The organism is Streptomyces sp. NPDC050528 (genome assembly GCF_044457795.1).
In the GTDB taxonomy this organism is placed as follows: Bacteria; Actinomycetota; Actinomycetes; order Streptomycetales; family Streptomycetaceae; genus Streptomyces.
Genome location: NZ_JBITHH010000001.1, coordinates 608,824 through 634,688, shown reverse-complemented (window position 1 = coordinate 634,688; position 25,865 = coordinate 608,824). Strand labels below are relative to the sequence as shown.

The following is a 25,865-nucleotide window of genomic DNA, read 5'->3' as shown; positions in this document are numbered from 1 at the left end:
GGTCGCGAGACGTGTACGCAGCGTGTTCGCAATCGCGGACTCCCTCATCTGTCCGGCAACCCCCGCGCGTTGGGGGTGCGAGAGGAGAACCCATGTCGCTCGACGTCTCACCGGCCCTACTCGAAAAGGCCGAGCGAGGCGAGGTCGACGAAGCTGAATTCGTCGACTGCGTCCGGACCTCCCTGCCTTACGCATGGGAGATGATCAGCTCCCTGGTGGCTCAGCTGAAGGTCGACGGCGGTGCGTTCGCCGACAACCAGACGCCGCCGCCGGACGAGCAGGCACGCGGTCAGTTGCTGCGTGCGCTCGCGAGTGACGCGATACGCGGCGCGCTGCAGCGGCACTTCGGTGTACGCCTGGCCTTCCAGAACTGCCATCGGGTGGCGGTGTTCCCGTTGGACGGCTCGGTGGACGAGACGCTGGCCCGCTTCACCTCGGTGCGCAGCCAACTGCTGAACCAGTCCCCGGAATTCCGGGACTGCTGACGCGGCGGACGGCGCACTTGCTTGCCGCTCCGTACGCGGGAGGTGCACTGTACGGGGCGGCAAGCTCCCCGCGGATCGTCCAGCGCGGTTCGCTCAGCCGAGGTGAGGGAGCACCTCGGCACCGAGCCGCCGTACGTTCTCCTCGGTCGCCGCGAGGTCCCCGGACCCCTCGACGAGCAGCGCGAAGCGGGAGATGCCGGTCCGCTCGGAGGTCGCCGCGAGCCGGTCGACGCACAGACGCGGGGTGCCCACCGGGTGCAGCCCGCAGAGGAGTTCGGTGTACGCGAGCGGGTCGCGCATCCGGCGCTCGCGGTCGTCCACCGTCACATGGGCGCCGAGCCCCTGCCGCAGCCAGCCCGGCATCGCCTTCACCAGCGCCTCCACGGCGTCGGCGCGCCGGTCCGCGATCTGGCAGACACCGGCCGACACATGGGCGGCAGCGCGGATCTCCTCCACAGGACGGCCCGCCGCCCGCGCCAACTGCCGCCACAGGGCGACCATTTCGGCTTTCTCCTCGTCCCCGACATGCATGCCGAGCAGCATCGGCAGGCCCCGCTCGGCCGCCAGCCGCACACTCGCGGGCGAGGTGCAGGCGACGACGACCTCGGGGCCCGGCGCGTCCGACAGCGCCTCCGACGGCCGTGGTACGACGGGCACTTCACGGAACGCGAAGCGGTCCCCGGTGCCCGCGACCGACGGCTCGCGCAGCCAGCGCATCAGCAGATCGAGTGATTCCGGGAACCCCTGTTCGTATGCGGCGAGGCCCGAGCCGAACACCTCCAGGTCGACCCACGGCCCGCCGCGCCCCACGCCCAGCGAGAAGCGCCCGCCGCTCGTCACGTGCAGCAGCGCGGCCTGCTCGCCGAGGGCGACCGGGTGGACGGTGGGCAGTACGCTGACCGCGGTGCCGACGCGGATGCGCTGGGTGCGGCCCAGCAGTAACGCGGCCAGGGTGACCGCGGACGGGCAGGTGCCGTAGGGCACGAAGTGGTGCTCGGCCAGCCAGGCCGTGTCGAGACCGGCTTCCTCCGCGATCTCCACCGAGCGCACCGCGCGGTGCAGTGCCTCCCCCTGGCCCTGCCCCGGGAACTGGGCCGCCAACACAAAACTTCCGACGCGCATGGCACTTCCTGCTTCCTTGGCTCCGACACGGAGCTCCCCCACCGGGCATAACCGCCCGACACGTGCCGAGGACACGGCCTGGCGGAGAGATTTGCGGATTGTCTGCAGAATGCGCGGTCCCGAGGGGGACTTGTGTGGGTTGATGCCCTTCGCGTACCCCTGCGCGCGCCACGTACGCTGGACGCAGCCCTTGCCTCCTGTATAGCCCCGTGAGGTGTTCCGTGTCCCCGCGTCGCAACCGACCCAAGGAGTCCGGTTCCGCCGGCCGCAGTGCCGACGACGATCGCTCGGGCCGCTACGGCGGCTGGCAGTCCACGGAGCACTGGCAGGGCGAGGAGTGGAGCGTGCGCCATGTCGCCGGGGCGAGCGCGGAGGGCAAGACGTACCGCTGCCCGGGCTGCGACCAGCAGATCCCCTCCGCCGTCCCGCACGTCGTGGCCTGGCCGGAGCACGCGGGCGTCGACGACCGCCGCCACTGGCACAAGGCCTGCTGGAACGCGAAGGACCGCCGCACCACACGGGTGCAGCGGTCCAGGAACGCGCCGAGGTTCTGAGGGTCGTACGACCTACACGTCCCGCTGCTCCAGCAGTGCGACGGCGCCGGCGAACGCGACGGCCGTCACGCCGAGGATGATCCACAGCGGGTCCCAGCCCGAAGGGCCGGACTCCGTCAGGGAGTTGGAGTAGAAGACGCTCAGCTGGTTCGGGATGGAGTACTCGAACAGCGCCTGGCGTACGTCCTCCAGGGACTGCGAGAACATGAACAGCGCGATGACCAGCGGGGCGAGCACCGCGCCGATCATGACGGTGATCGCGCCCGCCGAGTGCCGGATGATCGAGCCGACGATCAGCGAGAGCAGCCCGAGCAGCGCGATGTAGAGCGAGACGCCGACGGTCCCCTTGAACCACTCGCCGGCGGACGGGTCCTTGGCGCCGTTGTTCTCCAGCAGCGAGGCGTCCACGAAGGCGATGAACCCCGAGGACACCAGGGTCACCACGAAGGCGACGGCGAAGAACACGATCGACTTCGCCGCGAGGACCCGGCCGCGGCTGGGGCAGGCGGTCATCGTCGTGCGGATCATGCCCGTGCCGTACTCGGAGGCCGTGGTGAGCACGCCGAGCGTGATGATGCACATGGAGCCGAGGAGCAGCCCGAAGAAGCCGAGGGAGAGCGGATTCTCGCCGTTCATCTCGGACGAGGAGCTGCTGACCACGAGGGCGGCGAGCAGGCCGATGCCGACGACGAGGACCACGAACACCCCGAGCGTCCAGATCGTCGAGCGCACCGACTTGATCTTCGTCCACTCGGAGGCGAGCGCATGCCCGAGATGCGTGCGCACCACCGGGATCGGCGAGGTGTACCCGCCGTACGAAGGACCGTTCGCCGCCTGCCAGTTGGGCGCGGCTGCCTGCGGCATCGGGGGCTGGGGCGTACTCATCGGGCGTCCTCGGGCTTGGTCAGGTCGGCGGCGGAGGGGGCGGGAGCGGCGGGGGCCGGGTTCGCGTCAGCGACCGGAGCCGGGGCCTGAACCGCCGGGGCACCCTGAGCCGGGGCCTGGGGCGGCTGTGCCGCCGTCTGCGGGGTCACGGGCGCCGGAGGTCCGTACGGGCCCGGCGCGGGCGCCACGGGCGCCGCAGGAGCGCCGTACGGATTCGGGGCGCCGTAAGGATTCGCCGGGGGCTGGCCCATGGCGAACGGCTGGCCGCCCTGCTGCGGTGACGGCGGCGCGTACCAGCCCGGCTGGCCCTGGCCCGGCACCGGCATCGGCGGCTGCGCGCCCGGCGGCAGCTGCTGCATCAGACCGGCCTTCTGGTCGGTCGTCGAGCGGTAGTCGACGGCGCCCTGCGTCATCCGCATGTACGCCTCCTCCAGCGAGGCCTGATGCGGGGACAGCTCCCACAGGCGTACGTCCGTGTCGTGCGCGATGTCGCTGATGCGCGGCAGCGGCAGTCCCGTGACGCGCAGCCCGCCGTCCTGCTCGGGCAGCACATGGCCGCCCGCCTCGGTCAGGGCTGAGGTGAGCTTCTCGCGGAGCTGGGGCTCGGTGTCCGGGGTGCGCACGCGCGCGAAGTCGGCGGAGTTCGCCGAGATGAAGTCCCGCACGCTCATGTCGGACAGGAGCTGCCCGCGCCCGATCACGATGAGCTGGTCGGCGGTCAGCGCCATCTCGCTCATCAGGTGCGAGGAGACGAACACGGTACGGCCCTCCGCCGCGAGCGCCTTCATCAGGTTCCGCACCCAGAGGATGCCCTCGGGGTCGAGGCCGTTGACCGGCTCGTCGAAGAGCAGGACCTGCGGGTCGCCGAGGAGCGCGGCGGCGATGCCGAGCCGCTGGCCCATGCCGAGGGAGAAGCCCTTGGAGCGCTTTCTCGCCACGTCCTGGAGGCCCACGACCCCGAGCACCTCGTCCACGCGCCGGGCCGGGATGCCCGAGAGCTGGGCCAGGCTCAGCAGGTGGCTGCGGGCGCTGCGGCCGCCGTGCACGGCCTTGGCGTCGAGCAGGGCACCGACCTGTCTGGGGGCGTTCGGCAGCTTGCGGTAGGGGAAGCCGCCGATCGTCACCTGTCCTGACGTGGGGTTGTCCAGGCCGAGGATCATGCGCATCGTCGTCGACTTGCCCGAGCCGTTGGGCCCGAGGAAGCCGGTGACGGCACCGGGCCGCACCTGGAAGGAAAGGTTGTACACGGCGGTCTTGTCGCCGTAGCGCTTGGTCAGGCCGACAGCCTCGATCATGCTCCGCACCCATCGAAAGGATCAGGACAGCAGGGCACACGCCCCCGTAAGGGTTAGGAGGATATCGGGGCGCTGACGGTTCCGCCCAAGGGAAAGTAAAGCAATGCCCTGAGCTACGCGTCCCGGCGCTTCAGAAGGACGTAGGCACCGACGAGCGAGGCGAGCACCCACAGGGCCATGATCCCGAACCCGCCCCACGGCCCGTACGGCGCCGAGTCGTCGACCGGCGTGACCACCTGCATGATCTTGCTGCCGGCCTGGTCGGGCAGGTACTGGCCGATCTTCTTCGTCGCGGAGACGTTGCCGAGGATGTTGGAGATCAGGAAGAAGAACGGCATCAGGATGCCCAGCGACAGCATCGGCGAGCGCAGCATCGAGGCGACGCCCATGGAGAACAGCGCGATCAGCGTCATGTAGAGCCCGCCGCCGATCACCGCGCGCAGCACGCCCGGGTCGCTGATCTCCGCCTTGTGGGAGCCGAGCATCGCCTGCCCGAGGAAGAACGTGAGGAAGCTCGTCACCAGCCCGACCACGAGACACAGCCCTGCGGCCACCGCGATCTTGCTGAACAGGAAGGTGCCGCGCTGCGGGACGGCCGCGAGCGAGGTGCGGATCATGCCGGTGCTGTACTCGTTCGACACGACCAGCACCCCGAACACGATCATCGCGAGCTGACCGAGACTCATCCCGGCGAAGCTGATGAACGTCGGGTCGAAGGACAGCTTGTCCTTGGCGCTCATGTCGTCGAACTGGCTCTTCGACAGCGCCGAGATCAGCATGCCGAGCCCGATCGTCACCACCAGGGCCAGCGAGAGCGTCCACACCGTCGACGCGACGGAACGGATCTTGGTCCACTCCGAGCGGATGACCTGGGTCGCCGCCATGTCAGCCCTTCTTCCAGCCGTCGCCCCAGCCCTGCTGCTGAGCAGGCGCCCCGGGGGAGGGTGATGGTGCGTCGGAATGCGCGTGGTACTCCACCGACTCCGCGGTCAACTGCATGAACGCCTCCTCCAGGGAGGCCTGTTGGGGACTCAGCTCGTGCAGCACGAGCTGGTGCGACGCGGCCAGCTCACCGATCTGCTCCGACTTGCCGCCGTCCACTTCGAGGACCCCGCTGCCGGACTCGACCACCGTGATCCCGGCCTGGTGCAGCACGTCGAGCAGCCGCTCGCGCTGCGGGGTGCGGATGCGGACGTAGGACCGCGAGTTCTGCTGGATGAAGTCGGCCATGGAGGTGTCCGCGAGGAGGCGGCCCTGGCCGATGACGACGAGGTGGTCGGCGGTCAGCGCCATCTCGCTCATCAGGTGCGAGGAGACGAAGACCGTACGGCCTTGCGCGGCAAGGGACTTCATCAGGTTGCGGATCCAGTGGATGCCCTCGGGGTCGAGCCCGTTGACCGGCTCGTCGAACATCAGGATCTCCGGATCGCCGAGCAGCGCGCCCGCGATGCCGAGCCGCTGCCCCATGCCGAGCGAGAACCCCTTGGCCTTCTTCTTCGCCACCGCGGTGAGCCCGACGGTGTCGAGCACCTCGTGCACCCGGGCCTTCGAGATGCCGTTGCTCTGCGCCAGGCACAGCAGGTGGTTGAAGGCGCTGCGGCCGCCGTGCATGGCCTTGGCGTCGAGGAGGGCGCCGATGTACTTCAGCGGGTCCTTGAGCTGGTCGTAGTGCTGGCCGTCGATCCGCACGTCACCGGCGGTCGGCCGGTCGAGACCGAGCATCATGCGCATGGTCGTCGACTTGCCGGCGCCGTTCGGGCCGAGGAAGCCCGTGACGATGCCGGGTCTGACGGCGAAGGTGAGGTTGTTGACCGCCACCTTCTCGCCGTACCGCTTGGTCAGCCCCGAGAGCTCGATCATGCGGCCACGCTAAGACGGGCGTTCGGCGGATGCCACCCGAACGGGCAAACAGAGTCCGACGAGGCAGGCAACAAAGGTGAACGCTGTCGCCCAGGCGAACGCGTGCGGGAAGGCCGAGCTGCCGTGCCCGTGCGCCAGGACCGTCGCCAGTACGGCCGTGCCGACACCGCCGCCGAGCTGCTGGACGATCCGGACGGTGGTGCTCGCGTGTGGGATCCGGGCCCGGTCGAGCCCCTGATAGGCGCCCACCATGACCGCCAGGTTGGCCGCGCTCACCCCGAGCCCGCGCACGACCAGGGCGATGAGGAGCAGGGCCGCACCGGGATGCGGGAGAAGGAAGGGGAGGGTGCCCAGCGCGCACAGCAGCATGCCCGCCACGGTGACCGGGCGCGGCCCGAGCCGGTCGGTCAGCGGTCCGGTGACCCGGGCCAGCAGGCTGCCCAGACCCTGCGGTGCCAGCAGCAGCCCGGCCGCGATCACGCCCTCGCCGCGCACCTGTTGGTAATAGAGGGGGAGCAGGAACATCCCGCCGAACAGGGCGAGCCCGTTCAGGAACGTCAGGATCGAGGAGACGGCGAACGCGCGGTCCTTGAACAGGCGCAGATCCACGAGGGGTTCGCGGACGCGCAGCGCGTGCCGGGCGAACAGGGCGATCAGTACGGCGCCCACCGGGATCGCGGTCGCGCGGGCGGCGCCGGTCTCGGAGAGGCCGTAGACGAGGGTGGCGAGGCCGGGGGAGAGGAGCAGGAGGCCGGTCAGGTCCAGGTGGTGGCCGGGGCGCGGGGTGTCCTTCGGGACGCCGCGCCAGGCCAGGGCGAGGGCCAGCAGGCAGACGGGCAGGTTGACGTAGAAGATCCAGCGCCAGCTGAGGTGGCCGACGATCAGGCCGCCGACGACCGGGCCGAGGATCGGTACGACCATGACGGGCAGGGTGATCGCCGCCATCAGCCGGCCGAGGCCGCGGCCGCCCGCCGCGCGCATGACCAGGGTCTGGAGCACCGGCAGCAGCAGCCCGCCGCCGATGCCCTGGACGACCCGGAAGGCGATCAGCGAGCCGATGTTCCAGGCGAGGCCGCAGAGGAGCGAGCCGGCGAGGAAGAGGGTCAGCGCGCCGAGCCAGACGTTGCGGGAGTCGAAGCGTTCTACGGCCCAGCCGGAGACCGGGACGACCGTCGCGAGGGCCAGGAGGTAGGCGGTGCTCACCCATTGCAGGCTCGTCGTGGAGGCGCCCAGGTCGTGGCCCAGGGTGTGCAGGGCTATGGAGACGATCGTGCTGTCGAGGAGTGGGGCGAGGGCGCCGAGGACGAGGATGCCGGCGAGTTTGCGGACGGCCGGGTCGAGGCGTTCGGCGGGGCGGACGGTGGTTTCGGGCATGGCGGTTCCCCCTTTAGAGACGTTGCGTCTCTAAAGGCCACGATAGGCTGGGCTCGATAAGAGACGCAAGGTCTCCTAGCGGTCAGCGGGAGGTGCCGGTCATGACCGGAGAGCAGACGCGGCGGCGCGGGGCCGCGCTGGAGGCCGACATCCTGGACGCTGTGTGGGAGGAGTTGGCCGACGTCGGCTACGCCCGGCTCACCATGGAGGGCGTCGCGGCCCGGGCCCGTACCGGCAAGCAGGTCCTCTACCGGCGCTGGGCCAACCGCGCCGAACTCGTCAAGGCCGCCATGTCCCGCCGCAACGGCATCATCGCCGAACGGCTGCCCGACACGGGGGAGTTGCGCGAGGACGTGCTGGCCCTGCTGCGGCTGATGGTGCTGCGGCAGCGGGAGATCGGGTCCGACGTCATCCGGGGCCTGCTCGCGGACGCGCCCGACCTGGACCCGAAGGTCTTCGGGATCGTGTACGACATCCTGGTGCCCATGCTCCAACGGGCCGTGGAGCGGGGCGAGATCCCCACCGCCGACCTGTCCCGACGGGTCGTCACCCTCCCCGCACAGCTGCTGCGTTACGAGATGATCCTGAGCCGCGAGCCGGTCGCCGAGTCCGCCCTCGTCGAGATCGTGGACGACGTGTATCTGCCGCTGCTGGCGGGACAGGGCGGACATGGCTGAGGCCCGCACCCCCGGAGGGAATGCGGGCCTCAGTCGGCGTTCACGTACTCACTGGCAAACGCTTGCTCAGCGGGACTGCTGAGCCGGAACTCCACGGGAGATCGGCTCGTCCTCGACCGGCGAGCTCGCGGCGGCCACCGCGGCACCGGTGAGCGTGGCGAGCATCTCGCGCACGTTCGTCAGCTGGGCGTTGATGCTGTCGCGACGGTTCGTCAGGGCGGCCAGCTCGCGCTCGGATTCCGAACGGATGCGGTCGGCCTTGGCGTTGGCGTCGGCGACGATGTCCTCGGCCTGGCGCTGAGCCGTCTCCACCGTCTGACGGGCGCGACGCTCCGCGTCCGTGCGCAGCTTCTCGGCCTCCAGGCGGAGCTGCTCCGCGCGGTGCTCGATCTCCGCGAGGCGCTTCTCGGCCTTCTGCTGACGGGACGCCAGGTCGCGCTCGGACTGCTCGCGGCGCTTGGCGAGGTTCGTCTCGAAGTCGGCGGCGGCCTGCGCGGCCTTGGCGCGGGTCTCCTCGAAGAGGGCGTCGGCCTCCTCGCGCTTCTGCTGGGCGTCCTTCTGGGCCTCGCCACGCAGCTGGGCGGAGTCGCTCTTGGCCTTCTCGACGATCCGGACGCCCTCGTCCTCCGCCTTGGCCTTGCGCTCCGCAGCGAACGATTCTGCGTCGTTGCGGACCTGCTGGGCAGCGGACTCCGCGAGTTCGCGGTGCTGCTCGGCAGCGCGCCGGGCCTCCTCGCGCAGGTCCTTGGCCTCTTCCTCGGCGAGGCGGAGGATCTTCTCGACACGCGCGCCGAGACCGGCGTACGACGGCTCGGCGTCGCTTACCTGGGCCGCGGCGTTCTGCGTTTCGAGGTGGAGCTCCTCGATGCGCTTTTCAAGAGCAGTGATACGGGCCAGAGCGCTGTCACGGTCGGAGACGAGCTTCGAGATGCGTTCGTCCACCTGAGCGCGGTCGTACCCACGCCGCACAAGCTCGAAGCCGTAGGGGGAAGTGTCGCTCATGGGGTTCCTGTCGAATGAGACCGGTGAGGTGATAGGTGGAATCCTAGGGGCCGAAGCGGTGTGTCATCGAGCGGATGCGTGTTTGATCTGGAGAATGACACCCCTTTTGAGTGGCTAACCGTCGGACCGCTTGCCAAAGACTCGGTCAAAGGCCCCAGATCACCCCTAACCTCACAGGGGTTTCTTAACCTTCAACAGACTTGCCACCCGAACGAGTTGCGCCCGCGGTGGCTCCAGCCTTGACCCCGCCGTCCTTGGCCGCTGTCGGGGCCTCGAAAGACTCCAACGCTTCCAGGACGTCCTGGACACGGGAGATTTCGGCGTTGATGTCCTCGCGGCGGCGGACCAGCACTTCGAGATCGCGCTTGCCCTCCTCGACCGTGAGGCGGGCCTCGCGGATCGCCTCCGCCTTCAGCTCCTCGGCCTCGCGGATGAGCGTGGCCTTCTTCTGCTCGGCCTCCTTGAGGAGACCCTCGGCCTTCTTCACGGCGGCGATACGGACCTTGCCCGCCTCGGAGTTGGCCTCCGAGACCAGTTCCTTGGCCTTCGCCTGCGCCTTGCCGAGCTGCTCCTCCGCAGCCTTGATGAGCGCGTCGCAGCGGTCGCCGGCCGACTTCATCGTCTCGGCGGACTCACGGCGGGCCCGCTCGTGCAGGTTCTCGATCTCCGCGGTGATGCGGTCGCGCAGCTCCTCGGAGCGCTCCCTTATGGCGGTGGCGTCCCGGCGCGCGCCGACGAGCAGCTCGTCCGCGTCCGTACGGGCCTGCTCCACGCGGGAGTTGCCCTCGACCGTGCCCTCGGACACCAGCCGGTCCGCCTCGGCGCGGGCCGCGCCGACCATGGAGTCGGCCTGCGCCTCGGCGTCCGCCGTGGTCTTCTGCGCCTGCTGCTGGGCCTCGCTGAGGAGTTTGTCGGCCTCGGCCGCCGTCTCCGTGATGAGGGTGTCGACCTGCTCGGCCGCCTCGGAACGCCGTTTGTTGGCCTCCTTGCGGGCCTCGTCCAGCGTCCGCTCGGACTCCTCGCGCGCCGCCGAGGTGACCCGCTCGGCCTCCGCCTCCGCGTCCGCCTTGAGACGGGCGGCCTCGCTGCGGATCCGCTCGGAGTGCTGCTGGGCGGACCCCACCGTCTCGGCGGCCTCGGCGCGCAGCCGCTCCGCGTCCCCGGTCGCGTCCGAGATGAGCTTCTCGGCCTTGGCCACGGCCTCGGACCGCACCCGCTCGGCCTCGTTGATCGTCTCCGTCTGGAGCCGCTCCGCCTCCGCCGTCACCTCGGTGATGAGGGTGTCGGCCTGCGTCGCCGCGTCCGAACGGATCCGGTTGGCGTCCTCGCGGGCGTCCGCCCGGGCCCGCGCCGCGTCCTGGTCGGCCTGCGCGATGGTGTCCGAGGCCTGGGTGCGCGCCTGCTGGGCATGGTCGGCGGCCTCGGCCCGCAGCCGCTCCGCCTCCGCGATCGCGTCCGAAACGGTGCGCTCCGCAAGCGCCTTGGCCGCGTCCGTCTCCTCGGCCGCCCGGCGCCGGACGCGATTGGCGTCCTCGGTGGCCCGCTCCCGCTCGCTGTAGGCGTCGGCGCGGACCCGGTCCGCCTCTTCCTGCGCCTCGCGCCGGGTGCGGTCCGCCACATGCTCGGCGGCCGACCTGATCCCGGCGATCTCCTCCTGGGCCTGCTCGTGCAGCCCGGCGACCGACTCCCGTACCTGCTGGGCGTGTTGCTCGGCGCCCGACACCATCTCGGTGGCACGCCGGTCGGCCTCCTCGACCAGCCGGACGGCCTCGGACTGTGCCTCCTCGACGCGGTTGCGCGCCGAGGCCAGCAGCTCCTCGCTCTGCTCGCGGGCCCGCTCGCGCTCCTGCCCGGCCTCCTCACGGGCCGACCCGAGCAGCTCCTCGGCCTCACGACGACGCCGTACGGCCTCCTCCTGGGCGGCGGCCAGCGTCTCCGACGCCTCCGTGGCGAGCCGCTCGGCGGCGGCCTGGGCCTCCGCGCGGACCCGGTCGGCGGTGTCCTGCGCCTCGGTCTTGAGCCGCTCCGCTTCCGCGGACGCCTCCGACCGCAGGCGTACGGCGATGGCCTCGCCCTCGGCACGGGAGGCGGACGCGTCGGCGGCGGCCTCGTTGCGCAGCCGGTCGGCCTCCGCCTCGGCCTGTGCCTGGAGGGAACGGATGCGGTCGGCGGCCTCGCCGCGCAGGCGCTCGGTCTCCTCGGCGGCCTCGCGGCGGATCCGCTCGGCCTCCTCACGGGCGTCGGTGAGCGCCTGCTCGGCAGCGGCGAGCCGCTCCTCGGTCTCCGTGTGCAGCCGCGTCAGGCCCTCGGCGGCCTCCTCGCGGCGCGCCTCTATGGCCCGCTCGGTCTCGTCGCGCAGGTCGCGCGCGGCCTGTTCGGCATCCGCCTTGATGCCCTCGGACTGCTCGACGACCTCCGCGCGGTGCCGCTCGGCCTCCTTGCGGGTGCGGTCGAGGGTCTCCTCGGCCTGCCGGCGCAGGGTGGTGGCGCGCTCGATGGCCTCGGTGCGGACCTTCTCGCTGTCCGTGGTGGCGGTCTGGCGCAGCTCGTCGGCGTCCGCGCGGGCCTTCGACAGCAGTTCCTCGGCGGTCTTGGCCGCCTCCTCGATCTGCTGGACGGCCTCACGGCGGGCCTCGGCGCGGATGCGCTCGCCCTCGCCGACCGCGTCGGCCCGCAGCTGCTCGGCCTCGCCGCGCAGCCGGCGCGCCTCCTCCTGCAGCTCGACCGTCTTGGCCCGGTACTCCTTGGTGTCGTCCTTCGCCGCGCCCTTGAGGCCCTCGGCGATGTCGTGCGCCTGGGCGCGCAGCCGGTCGGCCTCGGCCTCCGCCTCGGAGCGGATCCGCTCGGCCTCCTCGGTGGCGGCCTTCGTGGTGTTCTTGGCCTCCTCGGCCGCCTTGTCGAGCACGTCCTCGGCGGTACGGGCGGCCTTCGCGAGCTGGGAGGCGGTCTCCTCGGCGGTGAGGCTCCGCGCGTTCTCCTCGGCCTCCGCGACGATCTTGTCGGCCTTGGCCTGGGCCTCGGCGACGACCTGCTCGGCGTCGGACTTGGTGGCCTCGGCCTCCTTGGTGGCCTCCGTGACCAGCCGGGCGACCTGCTCCTTCGCCGTACGCGTGCGCTGCTCGTTGGCCGACTCGGCGCTGGAGAGGGCCTTGGCGGCGGCCTCCTTGGCCTCGGCGAGGACCTTCTCCGCCTCAAGACGCGCCTCGCGCAGTGAGGTTTCGGCCTCGGCCATGCGGGTCTCGGCGGCCCGGCTCAGCTCGGTGGCCTGCCGGCGGGCGCTGTCCGACTCGTTGACCGTGGAGCTGCGCAGCTGCTCGGCGTGGTCGGTGGCCTCCTGGGCCTGCGACGACGCCGCGTTCAGCAGCCGCTCGGCGTCCGTGCGGGCACGGCGCAGGAGTTGCTCGGCCTCCGCGCGGGCCGCCTCGGCGTCCATCTCCAGGCGCTGACGGGCCTCGGTGGCGACACGCTCGGCCTCGGCGCGGGCGGCGGCCAGCGCCTGCTCGGCCTCGGCGCGCGACTCGTCCACGAGCCGGCGGGCCTGCGACTCGGAGCGGGCGCGGAGCTGCTCGGCCCACGCCACGTTCTCGTTGACGTGCGACTCGACGGTCTGCCGGCGCTCGGCGAGCTCCTGGTCGAGCTGCTGGCGCCGGGTCACGGCCTCCGTGTGCAGCTCCGCCTGGAGGCGCGCGGCCTGCTCGGCGTGCTCCTGGAGGATGCGCTGGGTCTGCGCGCGGGCCTGGCTCAGCTCCCGCTCGGCGTCCTGCCGCAACTGGTCGGCCTGGACCTGGGCATTACGAAGCATCTGCTCGGCCTGATAGCCGATGTCACCGCCGTCGTAAGCCGGTCGGGACATGAGGGTGCGGCGCGCCTCGTGCAGCTTGGCGCGCAGCACCTCGACCTGGTAGCCGAGGTCCTCGGCATGCTGGATCGCCTTTTCCCGCTCGGTCTTCAGCCGCTCCATCTCGGCCTCGAACCGAGAGAGGTGGTCGACGTCAGCCGCCGGCTCTCGCTCCTGGCGTTCGTAGCCCCGCACTGCGCGGTCCCATCCGTCCCCTGGTCGCGGTTTACTCCAACGAGCCCCGTTCATCCACCGAACGGTGCTCCCGGGGAATGGTGTCAGATCAACGACGGAGCATGGGCTGCTGCCCGACGCTCGCCCCCCGAAACCCGGACCCCGGCATGCCGTTGCCCTGGTTGCGAGCGACGACCGACCCCAACCCTACCGGCCCATATGTACGAGGGTCAGTGCTCAGGTGACTCAACAGGCGCCGAAGTGACCAGTTCTGTCAGTACGCCATGGCAATCCTTTGGGTGCAGGAACGTGATCCGTGACCCCATGGAACCGCGCCGGGGCTCCTCGTACAGAACGCGTACGCCCTTCCCGCGGATGTCCTCGGAGTCCGTGTCCACATCCGCCGTACCGAAGGCGATGTGGTGGACCCCCTCCCCGTTCTTCGCCAGCCACTTGCCCACGGCGGAGTCCTCGCGGGTCGGCTCCAGGAGCTGGAGGTAGGAGGCGCCGCCGTCGTCCGTGTTGTTGATCTTCAACATGGCCTCGCGCACGCCCTGCTCCTCGTTGACCTCGGAGTGGAACACCTCGAAGCCGTACGTGGCCCGGTAGAACTCGACGGTCTTGTCGAGGTCGAAGCAGGCGATCCCGATGTGGTCGATTCGCGTCAGCATGTATGTAGTGCAGCGCTCGCGCGATGGTTACGCAACGTGCGCGCGATCACACCGACGGCCCGATGACGGGGTGGACTACCGCTCAGTACATTTCAAGTAAACCCTCGTTCACTCCTCAGCTGAAACACGCTGGAAGGGGATCGCACCTCATGTCTGGAACGAACAGCACGACCTCGGTGATCGTCTCGGGCGCCCGGACGCCCATGGGACGCCTGCTGGGCTCCCTGAAGTCCTTCTCCGGAGCCGATCTCGGCGGCTTCGCGATCAAGGCCGCCCTCGACCGTGCGGGTATCGGTGGCGACCAGGTGCAGTACGTGATCATGGGCCAGGTGCTCCAGGCCGGGGCAGGGCAGATCCCGGCACGCCAGGCCGCCGTCAAGGCGGGCATCCCCATGAGCGTCCCCGCGCTCACCATCAACAAGGTGTGCCTCTCGGGCCTCGACGCCATCGCGCTCGCCGACCAGCTCATCCGTGCAGGTGAGTTCGACGTGATCGTCGCGGGCGGCCAGGAGTCCATGACCAACGCCCCCCACCTGCTCCCCAAGTCCCGCGAGGGCTACAAGTACGGCGCGATCGAGATGCTCGACGCGATGGCCTACGACGGCCTGACCGACGCCTTCGAGAACATCGCGATGGGCGAGTCCACGGAGAAGCACAACACGCGGCTCGGCATCAAGCGCCCCGAGCAGGACGAGATCGCCGCCCTGTCCCACCAGCGGGCGGCGGCCGCGCAGCAGAACGGGATCTTCGAGGCCGAGATCACCCCGGTCGAGATCCCGCAGCGCAAGGGCGAGCCGGTCGTCTTCAGCAAGGACGAGGGCATCCGCGCGGAGACCACGGTCGAGTCGCTGGGCAAGCTGCGTCCGGCGTTCACGAAGGACGGCACGATCACCGCCGGTTCCGCCTCGCAGATCTCGGACGGTGCGGCGGCCGTGGTCGTGATGAGCAAGACCAAGGCGCAGGAACTGGGCCTGGAGTGGATCGCCGAGATCGGCGCCCACGGAAATGTGGCGGGACCCGACAACTCCCTCCAGTCGCAGCCGTCCAACGCGATCCTGCACGCCCTGAAGAAGGAGGGCCTGGAGGTCGAGAGCCTCGACCTGATCGAGATCAACGAGGCCTTCGCCGCCGTGGCGGTGCAGTCAATGAAGGACCTCGGGGTGTCCACGGAAAAGGTGAATGTCAACGGCGGCGCGATCGCCCTGGGCCACCCCATCGGCATGTCCGGCGCCCGCCTGGTCCTGCACCTGGCCCTGGAGCTCAAGCGGCGCGGCGGCGGGGTCGGCGCGGCGGCGCTGTGCGGCGGCGGCGGTCAGGGTGACGCGCTGATCGTGCGGGTACCCAAGGCCTGAGCAGCAGTACCTTCTCGCACATCCGCAAGGGATCGGAGCCGTGATGCAGGACGTCGCCTCGCTGGTGGCCCAGGCCAGGGAAGGCCGGCCGCGTGCCGTGGCCCGGCTGATCTCCCTGGTGGAGGGGGCGTCCCCCCAACTCCGGGAGGTCATGGCGACCCTCGCACCGCTGACCGGCGGGGCGTACGTCGTGGGTCTCACGGGATCGCCGGGCGTGGGCAAGTCCACGTCCACGTCCGCGCTGGTCACGGCGTACCGCAAGCAGGGCAGGCGGGTCGGCGTCCTGGCCGTCGACCCGTCCTCGCCGTTCTCGGGCGGCGCCCTGCTCGGCGACCGCGTCCGTATGTCGGACCACTCCTCCGACCCCGGCGTCTACATCCGCTCGATGGCCACCCGGGGCCACCTCGGCGGCCTCGCCTGGTCGGCACCGCAGGCGATCCGCGTCCTGGACGCGGCGGGCTGCGACGTGATCCTGGTCGAGACGGTGGGCGTCGGCCAGTCGGAGGTCGAGATCGCGTCCCAGGCGGACACGAGCGTGGTGTTGCTGGCCCCCGGGATGGGCGACGGCATCCAGGCGGCGAAGGCCGGAATCCTGGAGATCGGCGACATCTACGTCGTCAACAAGGCCGACCGCGACGGCGCCGACGCGACGGCTCGCGAGCTGAACCACATGCTCGGCCTCGGCGAATCCCGCGGCCCCGGCGACTGGCGCCCCCCGATCGTCAAGACGGTCGCCTCCCGCGCGGAGGGCATCGACGAGGTCGTGGAGGCCCTGGAGAAGCACCGGGCGTGGATGGAGGAGCACGGCGTCCTGGCGGAGCGCCGCGCGGCCCGGGCGGCTCGTGAGGTGGAGACGATCGCGGTCACGGCCCTGCGGGCCCGCATCGGCGACCTGCATGGGGACCGCCGGTTGAGTGCGCTCGCGGAGCGGATCGTGGCGGGGGAGTTGGACCCGTACCGAGCGGCGGACGAACTGATCGCGGGCATCACGGAGGGGTGATCGCGGGGATCACCGGGAGCTAACTCGATGGTCAACAGCCCTGCCCCATTGGTACGTTGACCGCATGTTCCTCCTCATGGCATAGGGCGCGCCGAACACACCGGCGTCCCTTTCCCATGCCTCCAGTTGAGGAACATCTCGCATGTCCGCGTCTTCTTCCACGCCGGCTTCGGCGTGCCCTTCGTATGCCGCCGTGCTCCAAGTCCCGTACGCCCGCCGCACGTTCGCCGCGGCGCTCGTGGGCCGCCTCTCGTACGGCACGGTCTCCCCGGCAGTCCTGCTCGCGGTGGTCCGCGCCACCGGCTCCTACGCCGCCGCCGGCACGATCATGGCCGTCTTCGGAGCCACGGCCGTCCTCCTGATGCCCCTGCGCGCGGCCCTGGTCGACCGCCACGGCCCCCGCCGGGCCCTCCTCCCCATGGCGATGCTCTACGGCGGTCTCCTGTGCGTCCTCGCGGCGGTGACCTGGAGCCCCGGGACGCCGGAGGTGGTGCTGGGTGTGGTGGCCGCGCTGACGGGTGTGTGCGCGCCCCCACTTGGACCCACGATGCGCTCCGTGTGGGCCGAACTCGTGGGTGACCGTGGGTTGTTGCAGCGCGCGTACAGCCTCGACGGTGTTGCGGAGGAACTCCTGTACGTCGTTGGCCCGTTGGCGGTCGGCGGGGTGCTCGGCTTCGCTCCGCCGGCTGCGGGGGTGCTGCTCAGCGCGGCCCTCATCGTGACCGGGACGTTCGCGTTCGTCATGTCACCGGTGATGTCGGGTGTCCGTGTATCGGCAGGCGCGAGGCGGGGGTTGAGGCCGGCGCGGGTTCGTGGGCTGCTCGGTCCGGTGGTCGTGGCCGGGGGGATGGGGCTCGCGTTGAGTGCGGTCTATCTGTTGGTGATGGCGTTCGTGGAGCAGTGGGGGTACGGCGACGACGTGGTGCCCTGGGTGCTGGCGGCGTTGTCGGCGGGCAGTGCGGTGGGTGGGCTGGTGAACGGGGCGGTGAACTGGCGTGTCGCTGCGCGGGTTCGGTTGTCCGGGGCGGCGTTGGGGCTTGGGCTGGCGTTGGCTGCGGCCGGGTTTGCCTCGGGGGTGTGGTCACTCACCGTGGCTGTGGGGTGTGCGGGGTTCTTTGTGGCGCCGGCGTTGACTACCGCGTATCTGTTGGCCGACGAGGTGGCTTCGCCGGGGGCTCGGACGCAGGCGGGGGCGTGGGTCAACACGGCGGTGAATGCGGGGAGTTCGGGTGGGTCGGTGGTGACGGGGCTGCTTGTGGGGCGGGTGCCGTTGGGGGTTTGTTTTGTGGTTGCCGGGGTGGTGGCCGGGGGCGCGGGGATTGTGTCTTGGCTGCCGGCTCGTCGTGGCTGGTCGCGCCCACGCGGCGGAGCCGCAAATTGATACAGCCCCGCGCCCCTAAAGACAAGGGGCGTTGTCGTACCCCGACTTTGCAGGTCCCGGGCGGTGTCACTCAGCCCGTCCGGGACCTCTCCAAAGTGGGTGGCCAACATTCAGCTCGCCCGGGACCTCTCCAACGCAGGTGGCAGATACTCAGCTCGCCCGGTGCCTGTCCAACACAGGTTGGCGCAACCCGATCCGTCCGGTACTTCTCCAGCGCGGGTCGGCAATGCTCAGTCCGGCCGGTACTTCTGAAGCGCAGGGCGACAACACTCAGCCCGTCCGGCGCCTCCCCAACGCAGGCCGACACCACCCAGCCTGCCCGGTGCCTCCCCAGCGCAGGCCGCCAACACTCGGTCTGTCCGGTGCCTCTCCACGCGGGTCGGCACTACTCAGCCCGCCCGGTGCCTCCCCAGCGCAGGCCGCCAATACTCAGCCCGTGCGGTGCCTCTCCAGCGCAGGCCGGTGCAATCCGGTCCGTCCGGAGCCTGTCCAACACAGGCCGCCAATATTCAGCCCGTCCGGCGTTTGAGGACGAGGCCCCTTCAGGGCCGATGGGGGTCTGGGGGCGGAGCCCCCAGAACAGCCCCGCCGCGACGGACGGTAGGGGGGTCAGGGGCGTCCCCGTTGGCCCCTCAGGTGTTCCGCGATCGGCTTCAACGTGCTGCTGAGGTCCGACAGGCCCTCGGGCGTCACGAGGTCGATGAAGTGGCGCCGTACGGACGCGACATGGTGGGGCGCGACCTTCTTCATCGTCTCCAGGCCGTGATCCGTGAGCACGGCGTACAGACCCCGGCGGTCCGACTCGCAGTTCTCCCGGCGGACCAGGTCCGCGTTCTCCATCCGGGTGATCTGATGCGAGAGGCGGCTCTTGGACTGCATGGTCGCGGCCGCGAGGTCGCTCATCCGCAGTCGTACGCCCTCCGCCTCGGAGAGATTCACCAGGATCTCGTAGTCGTTCATCGTCAGGCCGAACGGCTGCAGGTCCTTTTCGAGTTGGTACGTCAGCAGCCTGTTGACCTCCAGATGGGTGCGCCAGGCGCACTGCTCCTCATCGGTCAGCCAGCGCGTGGCCGTCTCGGTCTCCATGAATGAAGTCTACCTAAAATGTTGAAAGGCGAACTAGTGAGGGTGGCGTGACGGCGCGCACACGTTCGACGTCACACTCCGCAGACTACCGCTCACAGCCCGAAGCGACGCTGGAGGTCCCCCAGCTGTCCGGGAAGGCGCGGTGCCCCCGCTTGCTGTGAAGGGCCTGTGGGAACCCCGCCCCCACCCGGTACCCCCGGCTCGTGCGGCACAACCCCTGTGGCCTGCTCGGGCATCAGATTCTCCGAGGACTGGAGCAGCACCGTGCCCGCCCCGACGAACTCGAACTGGTGCTCCTCCCCAGAGGCCCCGCCGATGCCCGTCATCGCACGTAGACCGCCCATCAGGCCGGTCATGTACGCGTGGTCGTAGTGATGGCACGGTGAGGGGCAGTCGGCCCAGCCGACGAGGGCCTGCGGATCCACCCGGATCGGGGGTTCCATGAACACCACCGGACCGCTCGACGCGGCCACGATCTTGCCCGTTCCGATGAGTGTCAGAAACCCGGGAACAATCGACTGCTTGAGAGCGAGACTTGGCTGAAAAGCGAGCAGGTTGCCCGAGCGAATGGTCATGTTGGCGTCTTCGAGGTCGTACGCGTTGACGTCGAAGGCCCGGTCGGCGAGCAGCATCTTGCCCGAGCCGTCCGCCACGACCCAGTCGCTCGCGTGCAGAGGCGAATGGAAGGACGTACGGACAAGTCGGTCGAGTCGCCCGTGCCCGATGCCGTTGAACTCCATCGAGCCGTAGTAGGCGATCATCTTCCCCTTCTGCAGGAACCACTGGCTCCCCTTGAGCTCCACGCAGAAGGTGTACTTGTTGACGTTGTCGTCGACCGGGAGGGTCATCGGGTCGAAGATCGTGGGGCCGCCGGCACCCGGATAGGTGGTCACAGCTTCTCCTCCGAGGCCTGGACGTACACCGCGCCGTTGCCGCTCAGCTCCAGCTGGAACGCCTCGCCGGAACCCCGGCCCACCATGTCGCGCCAACCGAGCGCCGTGGACAGCTTGTTGCGTACGTCGCCGTGGTGGGCGACGTAGGCCTGCGGGTCGACGTGGACCGGACGCCCCGGGGTGATCGGGACCTCGAAGACGCCGCCGTGGGCCATCACGGCGACCGAGCCCCGCCCCTGGAGGGTGGTCGTGAACAGGCCCTGGCCGGTGACCTGGCCGCGGACCATGCCCATCACCCCGCCCTGCGAGCCCATGAACATCGTGCCCTGCTGGAGGGTGCCCTCGAAGGCGAGGAGGCGGTCGGCCTCCACGTAGAGGGTGTCGCCGCTGAGGTTGATGATCTGGATGTGGTGGCCGCCGTGACCGAACATCACGGTGCCGCTGCCCTCGACGGTCATCAGGGGAGTCGCCTCGTTCGCCACCCGGCGTCCGAGCATCGACATGACGCCGCCCTGGCCGCCCTGGATGTTCGGGGTGAAGGAGACGTCGCCCTTGTAGGCGAGCATCGCGCCGCGCTGGCTGTACAGCCGCTGGCCCGGCACGACCGTGGCCTGGATCATCTTCGAGTTGATCTCGGTGAACGGCATGTCACACGTCCCCCGCGATCGTGTTCCGCTCGCTGGGCTGGACGTAGACGAGTCCGTCGCCCTCGAAGCGGATCTGGAAGGCCTCGCCGCCGCCCTCCCCGAAGAGCGTGCGGAAGGTCACACCGGACTGGAAGGACTGCTGCAGATTTCCCTGGTGCGCGATGTACGCGCCGGGATCGACGGTCAGCGGGTACTGCCGGCTGACCCGCAGCACCACGGCCGGGCCGTCCGACATGATCGCCGCCTGGCCGTGCCCCTCGACGGTCGTCGTGAACAGTCCGTTGCCCTGCGAGGCGCCGCGCAGCCCGGTGAACGTGGTCCCCGTCCGCAGCCCCGCGTCGGTCGCGAGCAGGTTGCTCGACTCGACGTACAGCTTGTCCCCCTGGAGATTCACGAGGTTGATCTCGGAGGCCCGGTCCGCGAACCAGCAGGTCCCCTGCCCCCTCACCTCCATCACCGTCATCTGCTCACCGGTGAGCCGCCGGGTCACCATCCCCCGGATGCCCTCACCGCCGCCGCTCATCTTCTTGAAGGCCATCTGCCCGTCGTACGCGACCATCGAGCCGTTCTTCGCTTTCACGGCGTCCCCGGTCATGTCGACGGCGAGCACCTTGCTGCCCTGGAGTCGAAACATCGCCACGCAGCGAAGGTAGCCGGACGGATGCGGTTGAGGACAGGGCCCGTGGGTGGAGAACGACCCTGACCTGCCCCCTAAGGGCGGGCCTACGGCGTCCTGCGGGGCGGTGCGCTCGCGTTCAGCCGGATGACGGCGGTCCCCGCGCGCAGGTCGACGGTCGACCAGGGCGGGTCCCCGTCCTCCTCGTCGTCCCGCATCACCAGCGCGCTCTGCCGTTCCTTCAGCTCGGTCTGCTTGCCCGGCGAGAGGCTCGCATGGAGCTGCTCGAAGCCGGTCGCGGATATCTGGCCCTGCCGGCCGGAGTTCCGCCAGGGAAGCATTCCGGCACGACCGGCCTTCAGGAGCAGCTGGTCGAGGAAGGCGAGCGCGGTCAGCAGGACGACCAACCCGGGCAGGGTCATGAAGAAGACGAACTGCACGAGCACTCCCGAGACGGCGGCTGCGGACCCCCAGTCTCGGCTCGCTCAGCCGTTTGCCACAATGGGTGAACGTTTGTGCTCGCGTTCACAAACTGTGGACGTCTCCCTCACCGAAGGTGACCCGTGGACATCAAGACCGCCACCGCCCTCCGCCGCCTCCGCCTGGTGTCGGCCCCCGAGGCCGTGTCCTTCCTCCTGCTGCTCGTCTGCTCGGTGCTGAAGCGGACCACGGACTTCAACGCGGTGCCCGTCATGGGCATGGTCCACGGCGTCCTCTTCATCCTCTACGTCCTCTTCTGGGCCGACGCCTGGAACCGCACGAAGTGGGGCGCCAAGACCGCCGCCTTCTACTTCGTCCTCTCCGTCCTCCCCACCGGCGGCTTCTTCGCCGAGCGCAAGCTCAAGCGCGAGGCCGAGAACGCGGTCATCGCCTCCCGCGCCCGCCAGGAAGGGGTCGTGAACGCATGATCGTCGCCTTCTCCGTGACGCCCCTCGGCGTCGGCGAGGACGTGGGGGAGTACGTCGCCGACGCCGTCCGCGTGGTCCGCGAATCCGGCCTGCCCAACCGCACCGACGCGATGTTCACGTCCATCGAGGGGGAGTGGGACGAGGTGATGGACGTGGTCAAGCGCGCGGTAGCCGCCGTCGAGGCCCGCGCCCCACGCGTCTCCGTCGTCCTCAAGGCGGACATCCGCCCCGGCGTGACGGACGGCCTCACGTCCAAGGTGGAGACGGTCGAGAGGCATCTGGCGGAGTAGCGGGGGCCTTGTCCCGGGCGGGGAAGCCGGAGGAGTCAGGGAAGCCAGGGTTTGAGGCCCCGCCCCACCGCCCCCACCACCTCACCCGGCGTCAGCTCATCGGCTCCTTCCACCACGACGAGCCCCCACCCGTGCCGCCGCACCGCGCCAAGCGTCACCGCGCGCTCCCGCCCCAGGTAGGCCACGGCCGACGCGAGGTCCGACACCGGCGGGCTCACCTCGTACGCGGCGAGTTTGCCGATGTACCGGTCGAGCCACCGCGCCCCCTCCCGTTCCCCGGCGCGGGACAGCGCGGTCCCGGCATCCCCGTCGAGGAAGACCACGACCGGGCGGACCGGCGCCAGCACGCGCGTGAGGTCGGCCATGAACGCGTCGATCGCCTCGTCGTCGTGGCCCATCGCCAGCAGCGTCGGCACGAACGGCACCAGCGCGTCCGCGACCACCACGTCGTCGCCGCGGGCCGGTACCGACTCGACGAACCGCTGCGTCGCCGCGACCAGCGTCTCCGGCCCGACCGCTCCCGTCGCCCCGAACTCCTCGGCCACCGCGCCGAATTGAGGCCGGCTCAGAATCTCCTCCTCGCGGAAGTGATCCACACGCAGGCCCGCACCGGCGAGCGACCGGGACAGTCCGGCACACAGCGTCGACTTGCCCACGCCGGGAGCGGCTCCCCACACCGACACCAGAACCGTCACCGCCAACTCCCCACCACAGCCCCGCAGTCGCTCACCCCACCCGCCCCACCGCCGCACTCAACCGCGACACCACCCCCAACTCCGGCACCGACCCCAGCGCGGCGACCACCTGCCCGCTCCCGAACTCCCGCTGCGCAGCCGTCACCGTCGGATCGATCGCGCACTCGGCCTGTACCCGCACGTAGTTCAGCGCGGTGGCGAACAGCATCGAGAACGACTGCGGACCCTGTACGACCGCACGCCCCCCGGCACTCCGGTAAGCCCGCGCCACCCGCACCCCGGCCTCCACATTCCCCTCGTTCCCGCCCGACCACATGAACAGGGCGCGGGCCAACTCCCGTTCCGCGGAAGCGGATCCGGCGTTGTCCCAGTCGAGGAGGACGGGGCCGGCCGGGCCGACCAGGACGTTCTGGGGTTGCAGGTCGAGGTGGGACGTCACCAGGTCGTCGGGGTCGGACGGGGTCACCCAGTGCGCCAACTCCCTTGCGGAGGTGGCGATGAAGCGGCCCAGCGCGTCCGCCCACGGCAGACCGGCCAGCCGTACCTTCCCGTGCAGTTCCTTCCATTCGTCGTCCCGCGGGCACTCCTCGTACCAGGAACTCGGCAGCCCGCTCTCGCCCTCGCCCGCCCGGTGCAGCAGCGCCATGGTCCGTCCGAACCAGTCCAGGACGTCCGGATCGGACGCGTCCGCGCGGGTGCCGTCGATCCAGTCGTACAGCTTGATGTGGGAGCCGGCGGACGGGCCGGAGCCGGAGTCGGCGTCCAGGTGTGAGACGTACGCCCCCTCCCGGTTCCGCATCAGCCGCGGTGACGCGATCCCCAGCCCCTCCGACGCCTCCCGTAACGCGGCCTCCCGTCCGACCTGTTCCTCGTCGCAGCCGAAGAGCAGCTCTTTCACCGCCCATGACGAGCCGCCGCCGGACAGCTTCCAGATCTGGCCCAGCGCGCCCCGGGTGACGGGCGCCAACGTCCACGGTCCGGCGCCGAGCGCGTAGGTCTCGGCGATGAGATCGGCGGTGTCGTGCATGCGGATGCCTTTCGGAGGGCCGGAGATCACCAACGGCGGCATTCTCTCCGAGCCGCTCTTCCGTCGGGGTTCGGCCGCCGGGGTCAACTCCCCACCCACCTGGACGCACCCAGTTCGACACGCCCCCATATCTCCACTTGTGTGTTGGTATCGGCCCGGTCGATCTTCGGTTCCACGGTCTCCACTCGGACTCCACGGATCCGCGCTCCCCGGGCGTCGATCACTCCTCAATCATTGGAGGGCGCTGTGCGGCCGGAGGGCTACGACTACGACACCTACAGCCGACTGGCCGGGCCGCTCACCGAGCCGTCCGGTGGGTCGTACCAGGTGCAGTACACCTCGCTCCTCTCACGCGAGCCCCACCGAATACGCGCTGTCCTCCTGATGAGCCTCGCCCCGGTGCTCACCGCCGCCCTGCTCGTCTATCTCGTCTGGCCCTCCCACTGGGTCGAGCGCGAGGGCGGTCAGGAGTGGATGGTCGGGCTCGACGTCACGATGCTGATAGCCATCGGCCTCATCGAGCTGTTCATGGTCGTCAACGTCGCCTCCGTCGCCCACGCCACGCTGGTCGCCCGCGACCCGATCCCGGTCGTCCCCGCCCCCGGCACCCGCGTCGCCTTCCTCACGACGTACGTCCCGGGCAAGGAACCCCTCTCCATGGTCCGCGCGACTCTCGAAGGCGCGGTCAGGGTCACGCATACCGGGCCGGTCGACGTCTGGCTCCTCGACGAGGGTGACGACGAGCAAGCCAAGGCCCTGTGCGCCGAGTTGGGCGTACGGCACTTCACGCGGCACGGAGTTCCCGAGTGGAACCGCCCCAAGGGTGTCCACAAGGCCCGTACGAAGCACGGGAATTACAACGCCTGGATCGCGATGCACGGCGGTGACTACGAGTTCTTCGCCTCCGTCGACACCGACCACGTGCCGCTCCCCAACTTCCTTGAGCGGATGATGGGTTACTTCCGCGACCCGGACGTCGCCTTCGTCGTAGGACCGCAGGTGTACGGGAACTACCACAACCCCGTCACCAAGGCCGCCGAGTCGCAGCAGTTCCTCTTCCACGCGCTGATCCAGCGCGCCGGAAACCGCTACCGCGCCCCCATGTTCGTCGGCACCAACAACGTCGTACGGATGGCCGCCGTCAAGCAGATCGGCGGGCTGTACGACTCCATCACCGAGGACATGGCCACCGGGTTCGAGCTGCACCGGCACCGCAATCCCCTGACCCGTACGCACTGGCGGTCCGTCTACACGCCCGACGTGCTCGCCGTGGGGGAGGGGCCGGCCTCCTGGACCGACTTCTTCACGCAGCAGATGCGGTGGTCGCGCGGGACGTACGAGACGCTCATCAAGCAGTACTGGAAGGCGCCGTTCACGATGCCTCCGGGGCGGCTGTTCTCGTACACGCTGATGCTCGTCTACTACCCGATGACGGCCGTCAACTGGCTGCTGGGCATCATGAGTTGCTTCCTGTTCCTGTGGTTCGGGGCGTCCGGTACGCAGGTCGCGGCCTCTGTGTGGCTGATGCTCTACAGCGATGCGGCGGCGCTTCAGATCGGGCTCTATCTCTGGAACCGGCGGCACAACGTCTCCCCGCACGAGCCGGAAGGGTCGGGCGGGCTGGCGGGGATGGCGATGTCGGCGCTCTCCGCGCCCATCTACCTCAAGTCCTTCGGCGAGGCGCTCATTCGCCGTCCCAGCCGGTTCGTCGTCACGCCCAAGGGCGGCGATGCCAGCCCGGACCGGGTGATGACCTTCCGGATCCATCTCTTCTGGGCGATCCTCCTGGCGACCTCGCTGGCCGCCTCGGTCGTGCTCGACCACACCCATGCCGCCATGCGCACCTGGGCCGTCCTCGGGATGGTCATCTCCCTTGCGCCGCTGGGGGTTTGGGCCGGGTCGCTGCTCAAGGAGCGCCGGGAGCGGCGGTCGCTGCTCGGCGGCGCGCGCACTCTCGACACCGCCGAGCCCGCGCTCGCCACCACCGGGGCGGGTCCGTCCGTCTCCAGCACCACGACAGGGGGCAACTAGAC

General features: G+C 70.2%; 25 protein-coding genes. 9 read left to right on the top strand and 16 right to left on the bottom strand.

All coding sequences use genetic code 11. The annotated features are described in order from the left end of the window. Positions 1-92 precede the first annotated feature (92 nt). Positions 93-485 carry an SCO5389 family protein gene (locus tag ACIBK4_RS02895; protein WP_019060740.1) on the top strand — a complete coding sequence of 131 codons (393 nt, stop codon included), beginning with the start codon at positions 93-95 and terminating at the stop codon, positions 483-485. 93 nt (positions 486-578) lie between these two features. Here ACIBK4_RS02895 and ACIBK4_RS02890 read toward each other — a convergent pair whose 3' ends face one another. Continuing rightward, on the bottom strand, positions 579-1,607 hold the full coding sequence (locus ACIBK4_RS02890; RefSeq protein WP_398991497.1) for an LLM class flavin-dependent oxidoreductase: 1,029 nt from the start codon (positions 1,605-1,607) through the stop codon (positions 579-581). 221 nt (positions 1,608-1,828) lie between these two features. On the opposite strand from ACIBK4_RS02890, the gene ACIBK4_RS02885 reads away from it, so the two are divergent. Further along, on the top strand, positions 1,829-2,161 hold the full coding sequence (locus tag ACIBK4_RS02885; RefSeq protein WP_398991495.1) for an ATP/GTP-binding protein: 333 nt from the start codon (positions 1,829-1,831) through the stop codon (positions 2,159-2,161). Positions 2,162-2,173: 12 nt separating this feature from the next. Here ACIBK4_RS02885 and ACIBK4_RS02880 read toward each other — a convergent pair whose 3' ends face one another. The 5 genes from ACIBK4_RS02880 to ACIBK4_RS02860 form a co-directional block, all read right to left on the bottom strand. Beyond that, complete coding sequence (locus tag ACIBK4_RS02880; RefSeq protein ID WP_398991493.1) at positions 2,174-3,046, bottom strand: ABC transporter permease; 873 nt, start codon at positions 3,044-3,046, stop codon at positions 2,174-2,176. Next, on the bottom strand, positions 3,043-4,341 hold the full coding sequence (locus tag ACIBK4_RS02875; protein ID WP_398991491.1) for an ATP-binding cassette domain-containing protein: 1,299 nt from the start codon (positions 4,339-4,341) through the stop codon (positions 3,043-3,045). The genes ACIBK4_RS02880 and ACIBK4_RS02875 overlap by 4 nt, the downstream gene beginning before the upstream one ends. Positions 4,342-4,454: 113 nt before the next feature. After that, on the bottom strand, positions 4,455-5,225 hold the full coding sequence (locus ACIBK4_RS02870; protein ID WP_390157011.1) for an ABC transporter permease: 771 nt from the start codon (positions 5,223-5,225) through the stop codon (positions 4,455-4,457). 1 nt (position 5,226) lies between these two features. Then, complete coding sequence (locus tag ACIBK4_RS02865) at positions 5,227-6,201, bottom strand: ABC transporter ATP-binding protein (RefSeq protein ID WP_398991489.1); 975 nt, start codon at positions 6,199-6,201, stop codon at positions 5,227-5,229. 9 nt (positions 6,202-6,210) lie between these two features. Continuing rightward, positions 6,211-7,575, bottom strand: coding sequence for an MDR family MFS transporter (locus tag ACIBK4_RS02860; protein ID WP_398991487.1), 1,365 nt, complete (start codon positions 7,573-7,575; stop codon positions 6,211-6,213). A 101-nt stretch (positions 7,576-7,676) separates the two neighbouring features. Here ACIBK4_RS02860 and ACIBK4_RS02855 point away from each other — a divergent pair, with 101 nt between their 5' ends. After that, positions 7,677-8,252 carry a TetR/AcrR family transcriptional regulator gene (locus ACIBK4_RS02855; RefSeq protein WP_398991485.1) on the top strand — a complete coding sequence of 192 codons (576 nt, stop codon included), beginning with the start codon at positions 7,677-7,679 and terminating at the stop codon, positions 8,250-8,252. A gap of 66 nt (positions 8,253-8,318) precedes the next feature. On the opposite strand, the gene ACIBK4_RS02850 is transcribed toward ACIBK4_RS02855, so the two are convergent. The 3 genes from ACIBK4_RS02850 to mce all read right to left on the bottom strand — a co-directional run bounded on the left by ACIBK4_RS02850 (position 8,319) and on the right by mce (position 13,937). Beyond that, positions 8,319-9,254 (bottom strand): cellulose-binding protein, encoded by a 936-nt coding sequence (locus tag ACIBK4_RS02850; RefSeq protein WP_019060749.1) that lies wholly within the window; start codon positions 9,252-9,254, stop codon positions 8,319-8,321. A 184-nt stretch (positions 9,255-9,438) separates the two neighbouring features. Then, positions 9,439-13,287, bottom strand: a complete 3,849-nt coding sequence (scy, locus tag ACIBK4_RS02845; RefSeq protein WP_398991483.1) for a polarized growth protein Scy — start codon at positions 13,285-13,287, stop codon at positions 9,439-9,441. Positions 13,288-13,496: 209 nt separating this feature from the next. Next, on the bottom strand, positions 13,497-13,937 hold the full coding sequence (gene mce, locus ACIBK4_RS02840) for a methylmalonyl-CoA epimerase (RefSeq protein ID WP_033285428.1): 441 nt from the start codon (positions 13,935-13,937) through the stop codon (positions 13,497-13,499). Positions 13,938-14,086: 149 nt separating this feature from the next. Between mce and ACIBK4_RS02835 the strand changes: the two genes are divergently transcribed. The 3 genes from ACIBK4_RS02835 to ACIBK4_RS02825 all read left to right on the top strand — a co-directional run bounded on the left by ACIBK4_RS02835 (position 14,087) and on the right by ACIBK4_RS02825 (position 17,670). Continuing rightward, complete coding sequence (locus ACIBK4_RS02835) at positions 14,087-15,289, top strand: acetyl-CoA C-acetyltransferase (protein WP_398991480.1); 1,203 nt, start codon at positions 14,087-14,089, stop codon at positions 15,287-15,289. Positions 15,290-15,332: 43 nt separating this feature from the next. Further along, the gene (meaB, locus tag ACIBK4_RS02830; RefSeq protein ID WP_398992922.1) at positions 15,333-16,289 is read left to right on the top strand and encodes a methylmalonyl Co-A mutase-associated GTPase MeaB; all 957 of its coding nucleotides are present in this window, start codon (positions 15,333-15,335) and stop codon (positions 16,287-16,289) included. Between the two features lie 142 nt (positions 16,290-16,431). Continuing rightward, positions 16,432-17,670: an MFS transporter gene (locus tag ACIBK4_RS02825; protein WP_398991478.1), complete on the top strand. Its 1,239-nt coding sequence runs from the start codon at positions 16,432-16,434 to the stop codon at positions 17,668-17,670. Positions 17,671-18,279: 609 nt separating this feature from the next. Here ACIBK4_RS02825 and ACIBK4_RS02820 read toward each other — a convergent pair. The 5 genes from ACIBK4_RS02820 to ACIBK4_RS02800 all read right to left on the bottom strand — a co-directional run bounded on the left by ACIBK4_RS02820 (position 18,280) and on the right by ACIBK4_RS02800 (position 21,352). Further along, positions 18,280-18,756, bottom strand: a complete 477-nt coding sequence (locus tag ACIBK4_RS02820; RefSeq protein ID WP_398991476.1) for a MarR family winged helix-turn-helix transcriptional regulator — start codon at positions 18,754-18,756, stop codon at positions 18,280-18,282. A 92-nt stretch (positions 18,757-18,848) separates the two neighbouring features. Next, entirely contained in the window at positions 18,849-19,649 is an 801-nt protein-coding gene (locus ACIBK4_RS02815) for an AIM24 family protein (RefSeq protein WP_366436999.1), read from the bottom strand. After that, positions 19,646-20,296, bottom strand: coding sequence for an AIM24 family protein (locus ACIBK4_RS02810; RefSeq protein ID WP_366437000.1), 651 nt, complete (start codon positions 20,294-20,296; stop codon positions 19,646-19,648). Before ACIBK4_RS02810 ends, ACIBK4_RS02815 begins: the two co-directional genes overlap by 4 nt. A gap of 1 nt (position 20,297) precedes the next feature. Further along, positions 20,298-20,930 carry an AIM24 family protein gene (locus ACIBK4_RS02805; RefSeq protein ID WP_262063612.1) on the bottom strand — a complete coding sequence of 211 codons (633 nt, stop codon included), beginning with the start codon at positions 20,928-20,930 and terminating at the stop codon, positions 20,298-20,300. A gap of 89 nt (positions 20,931-21,019) precedes the next feature. After that, positions 21,020-21,352: a DUF6191 domain-containing protein gene (locus ACIBK4_RS02800; protein ID WP_398991474.1), complete on the bottom strand. Its 333-nt coding sequence runs from the start codon at positions 21,350-21,352 to the stop codon at positions 21,020-21,022. A gap of 123 nt (positions 21,353-21,475) precedes the next feature. Between ACIBK4_RS02800 and ACIBK4_RS02795 the strand changes: the two genes are divergently transcribed. Both ACIBK4_RS02795 and ACIBK4_RS02790 read left to right on the top strand, forming a co-directional pair. Next, a complete protein-coding gene (locus ACIBK4_RS02795; RefSeq protein WP_398991472.1) occupies positions 21,476-21,820 on the top strand; it encodes a DUF3817 domain-containing protein in 345 nt (114 codons plus the stop codon). Then, the gene (locus tag ACIBK4_RS02790) at positions 21,817-22,110 is read left to right on the top strand and encodes an MTH1187 family thiamine-binding protein (RefSeq protein WP_019060761.1); all 294 of its coding nucleotides are present in this window, start codon (positions 21,817-21,819) and stop codon (positions 22,108-22,110) included. The genes ACIBK4_RS02795 and ACIBK4_RS02790 overlap by 4 nt, the downstream gene beginning before the upstream one ends. 35 nt (positions 22,111-22,145) lie before the next feature. Here ACIBK4_RS02790 and ACIBK4_RS02785 read toward each other — a convergent pair whose 3' ends face one another. Together ACIBK4_RS02785 and ACIBK4_RS02780 are read right to left on the bottom strand one after the other, a co-directional pair. Continuing rightward, positions 22,146-22,805 carry a hypothetical protein gene (locus ACIBK4_RS02785; RefSeq protein ID WP_398991470.1) on the bottom strand — a complete coding sequence of 220 codons (660 nt, stop codon included), beginning with the start codon at positions 22,803-22,805 and terminating at the stop codon, positions 22,146-22,148. Positions 22,806-22,836: 31 nt separating this feature from the next. Next, positions 22,837-23,832 carry a phosphotransferase gene (locus ACIBK4_RS02780; RefSeq protein WP_398991468.1) on the bottom strand — a complete coding sequence of 332 codons (996 nt, stop codon included), beginning with the start codon at positions 23,830-23,832 and terminating at the stop codon, positions 22,837-22,839. Between the two features lie 246 nt (positions 23,833-24,078). Between ACIBK4_RS02780 and ACIBK4_RS02775 the strand changes: the two genes are divergently transcribed. Then, positions 24,079-25,863, top strand: coding sequence for a glycosyltransferase family 2 protein (locus ACIBK4_RS02775; protein WP_398991466.1), 1,785 nt, complete (start codon positions 24,079-24,081; stop codon positions 25,861-25,863). Positions 25,864-25,865 lie beyond the last annotated feature (2 nt).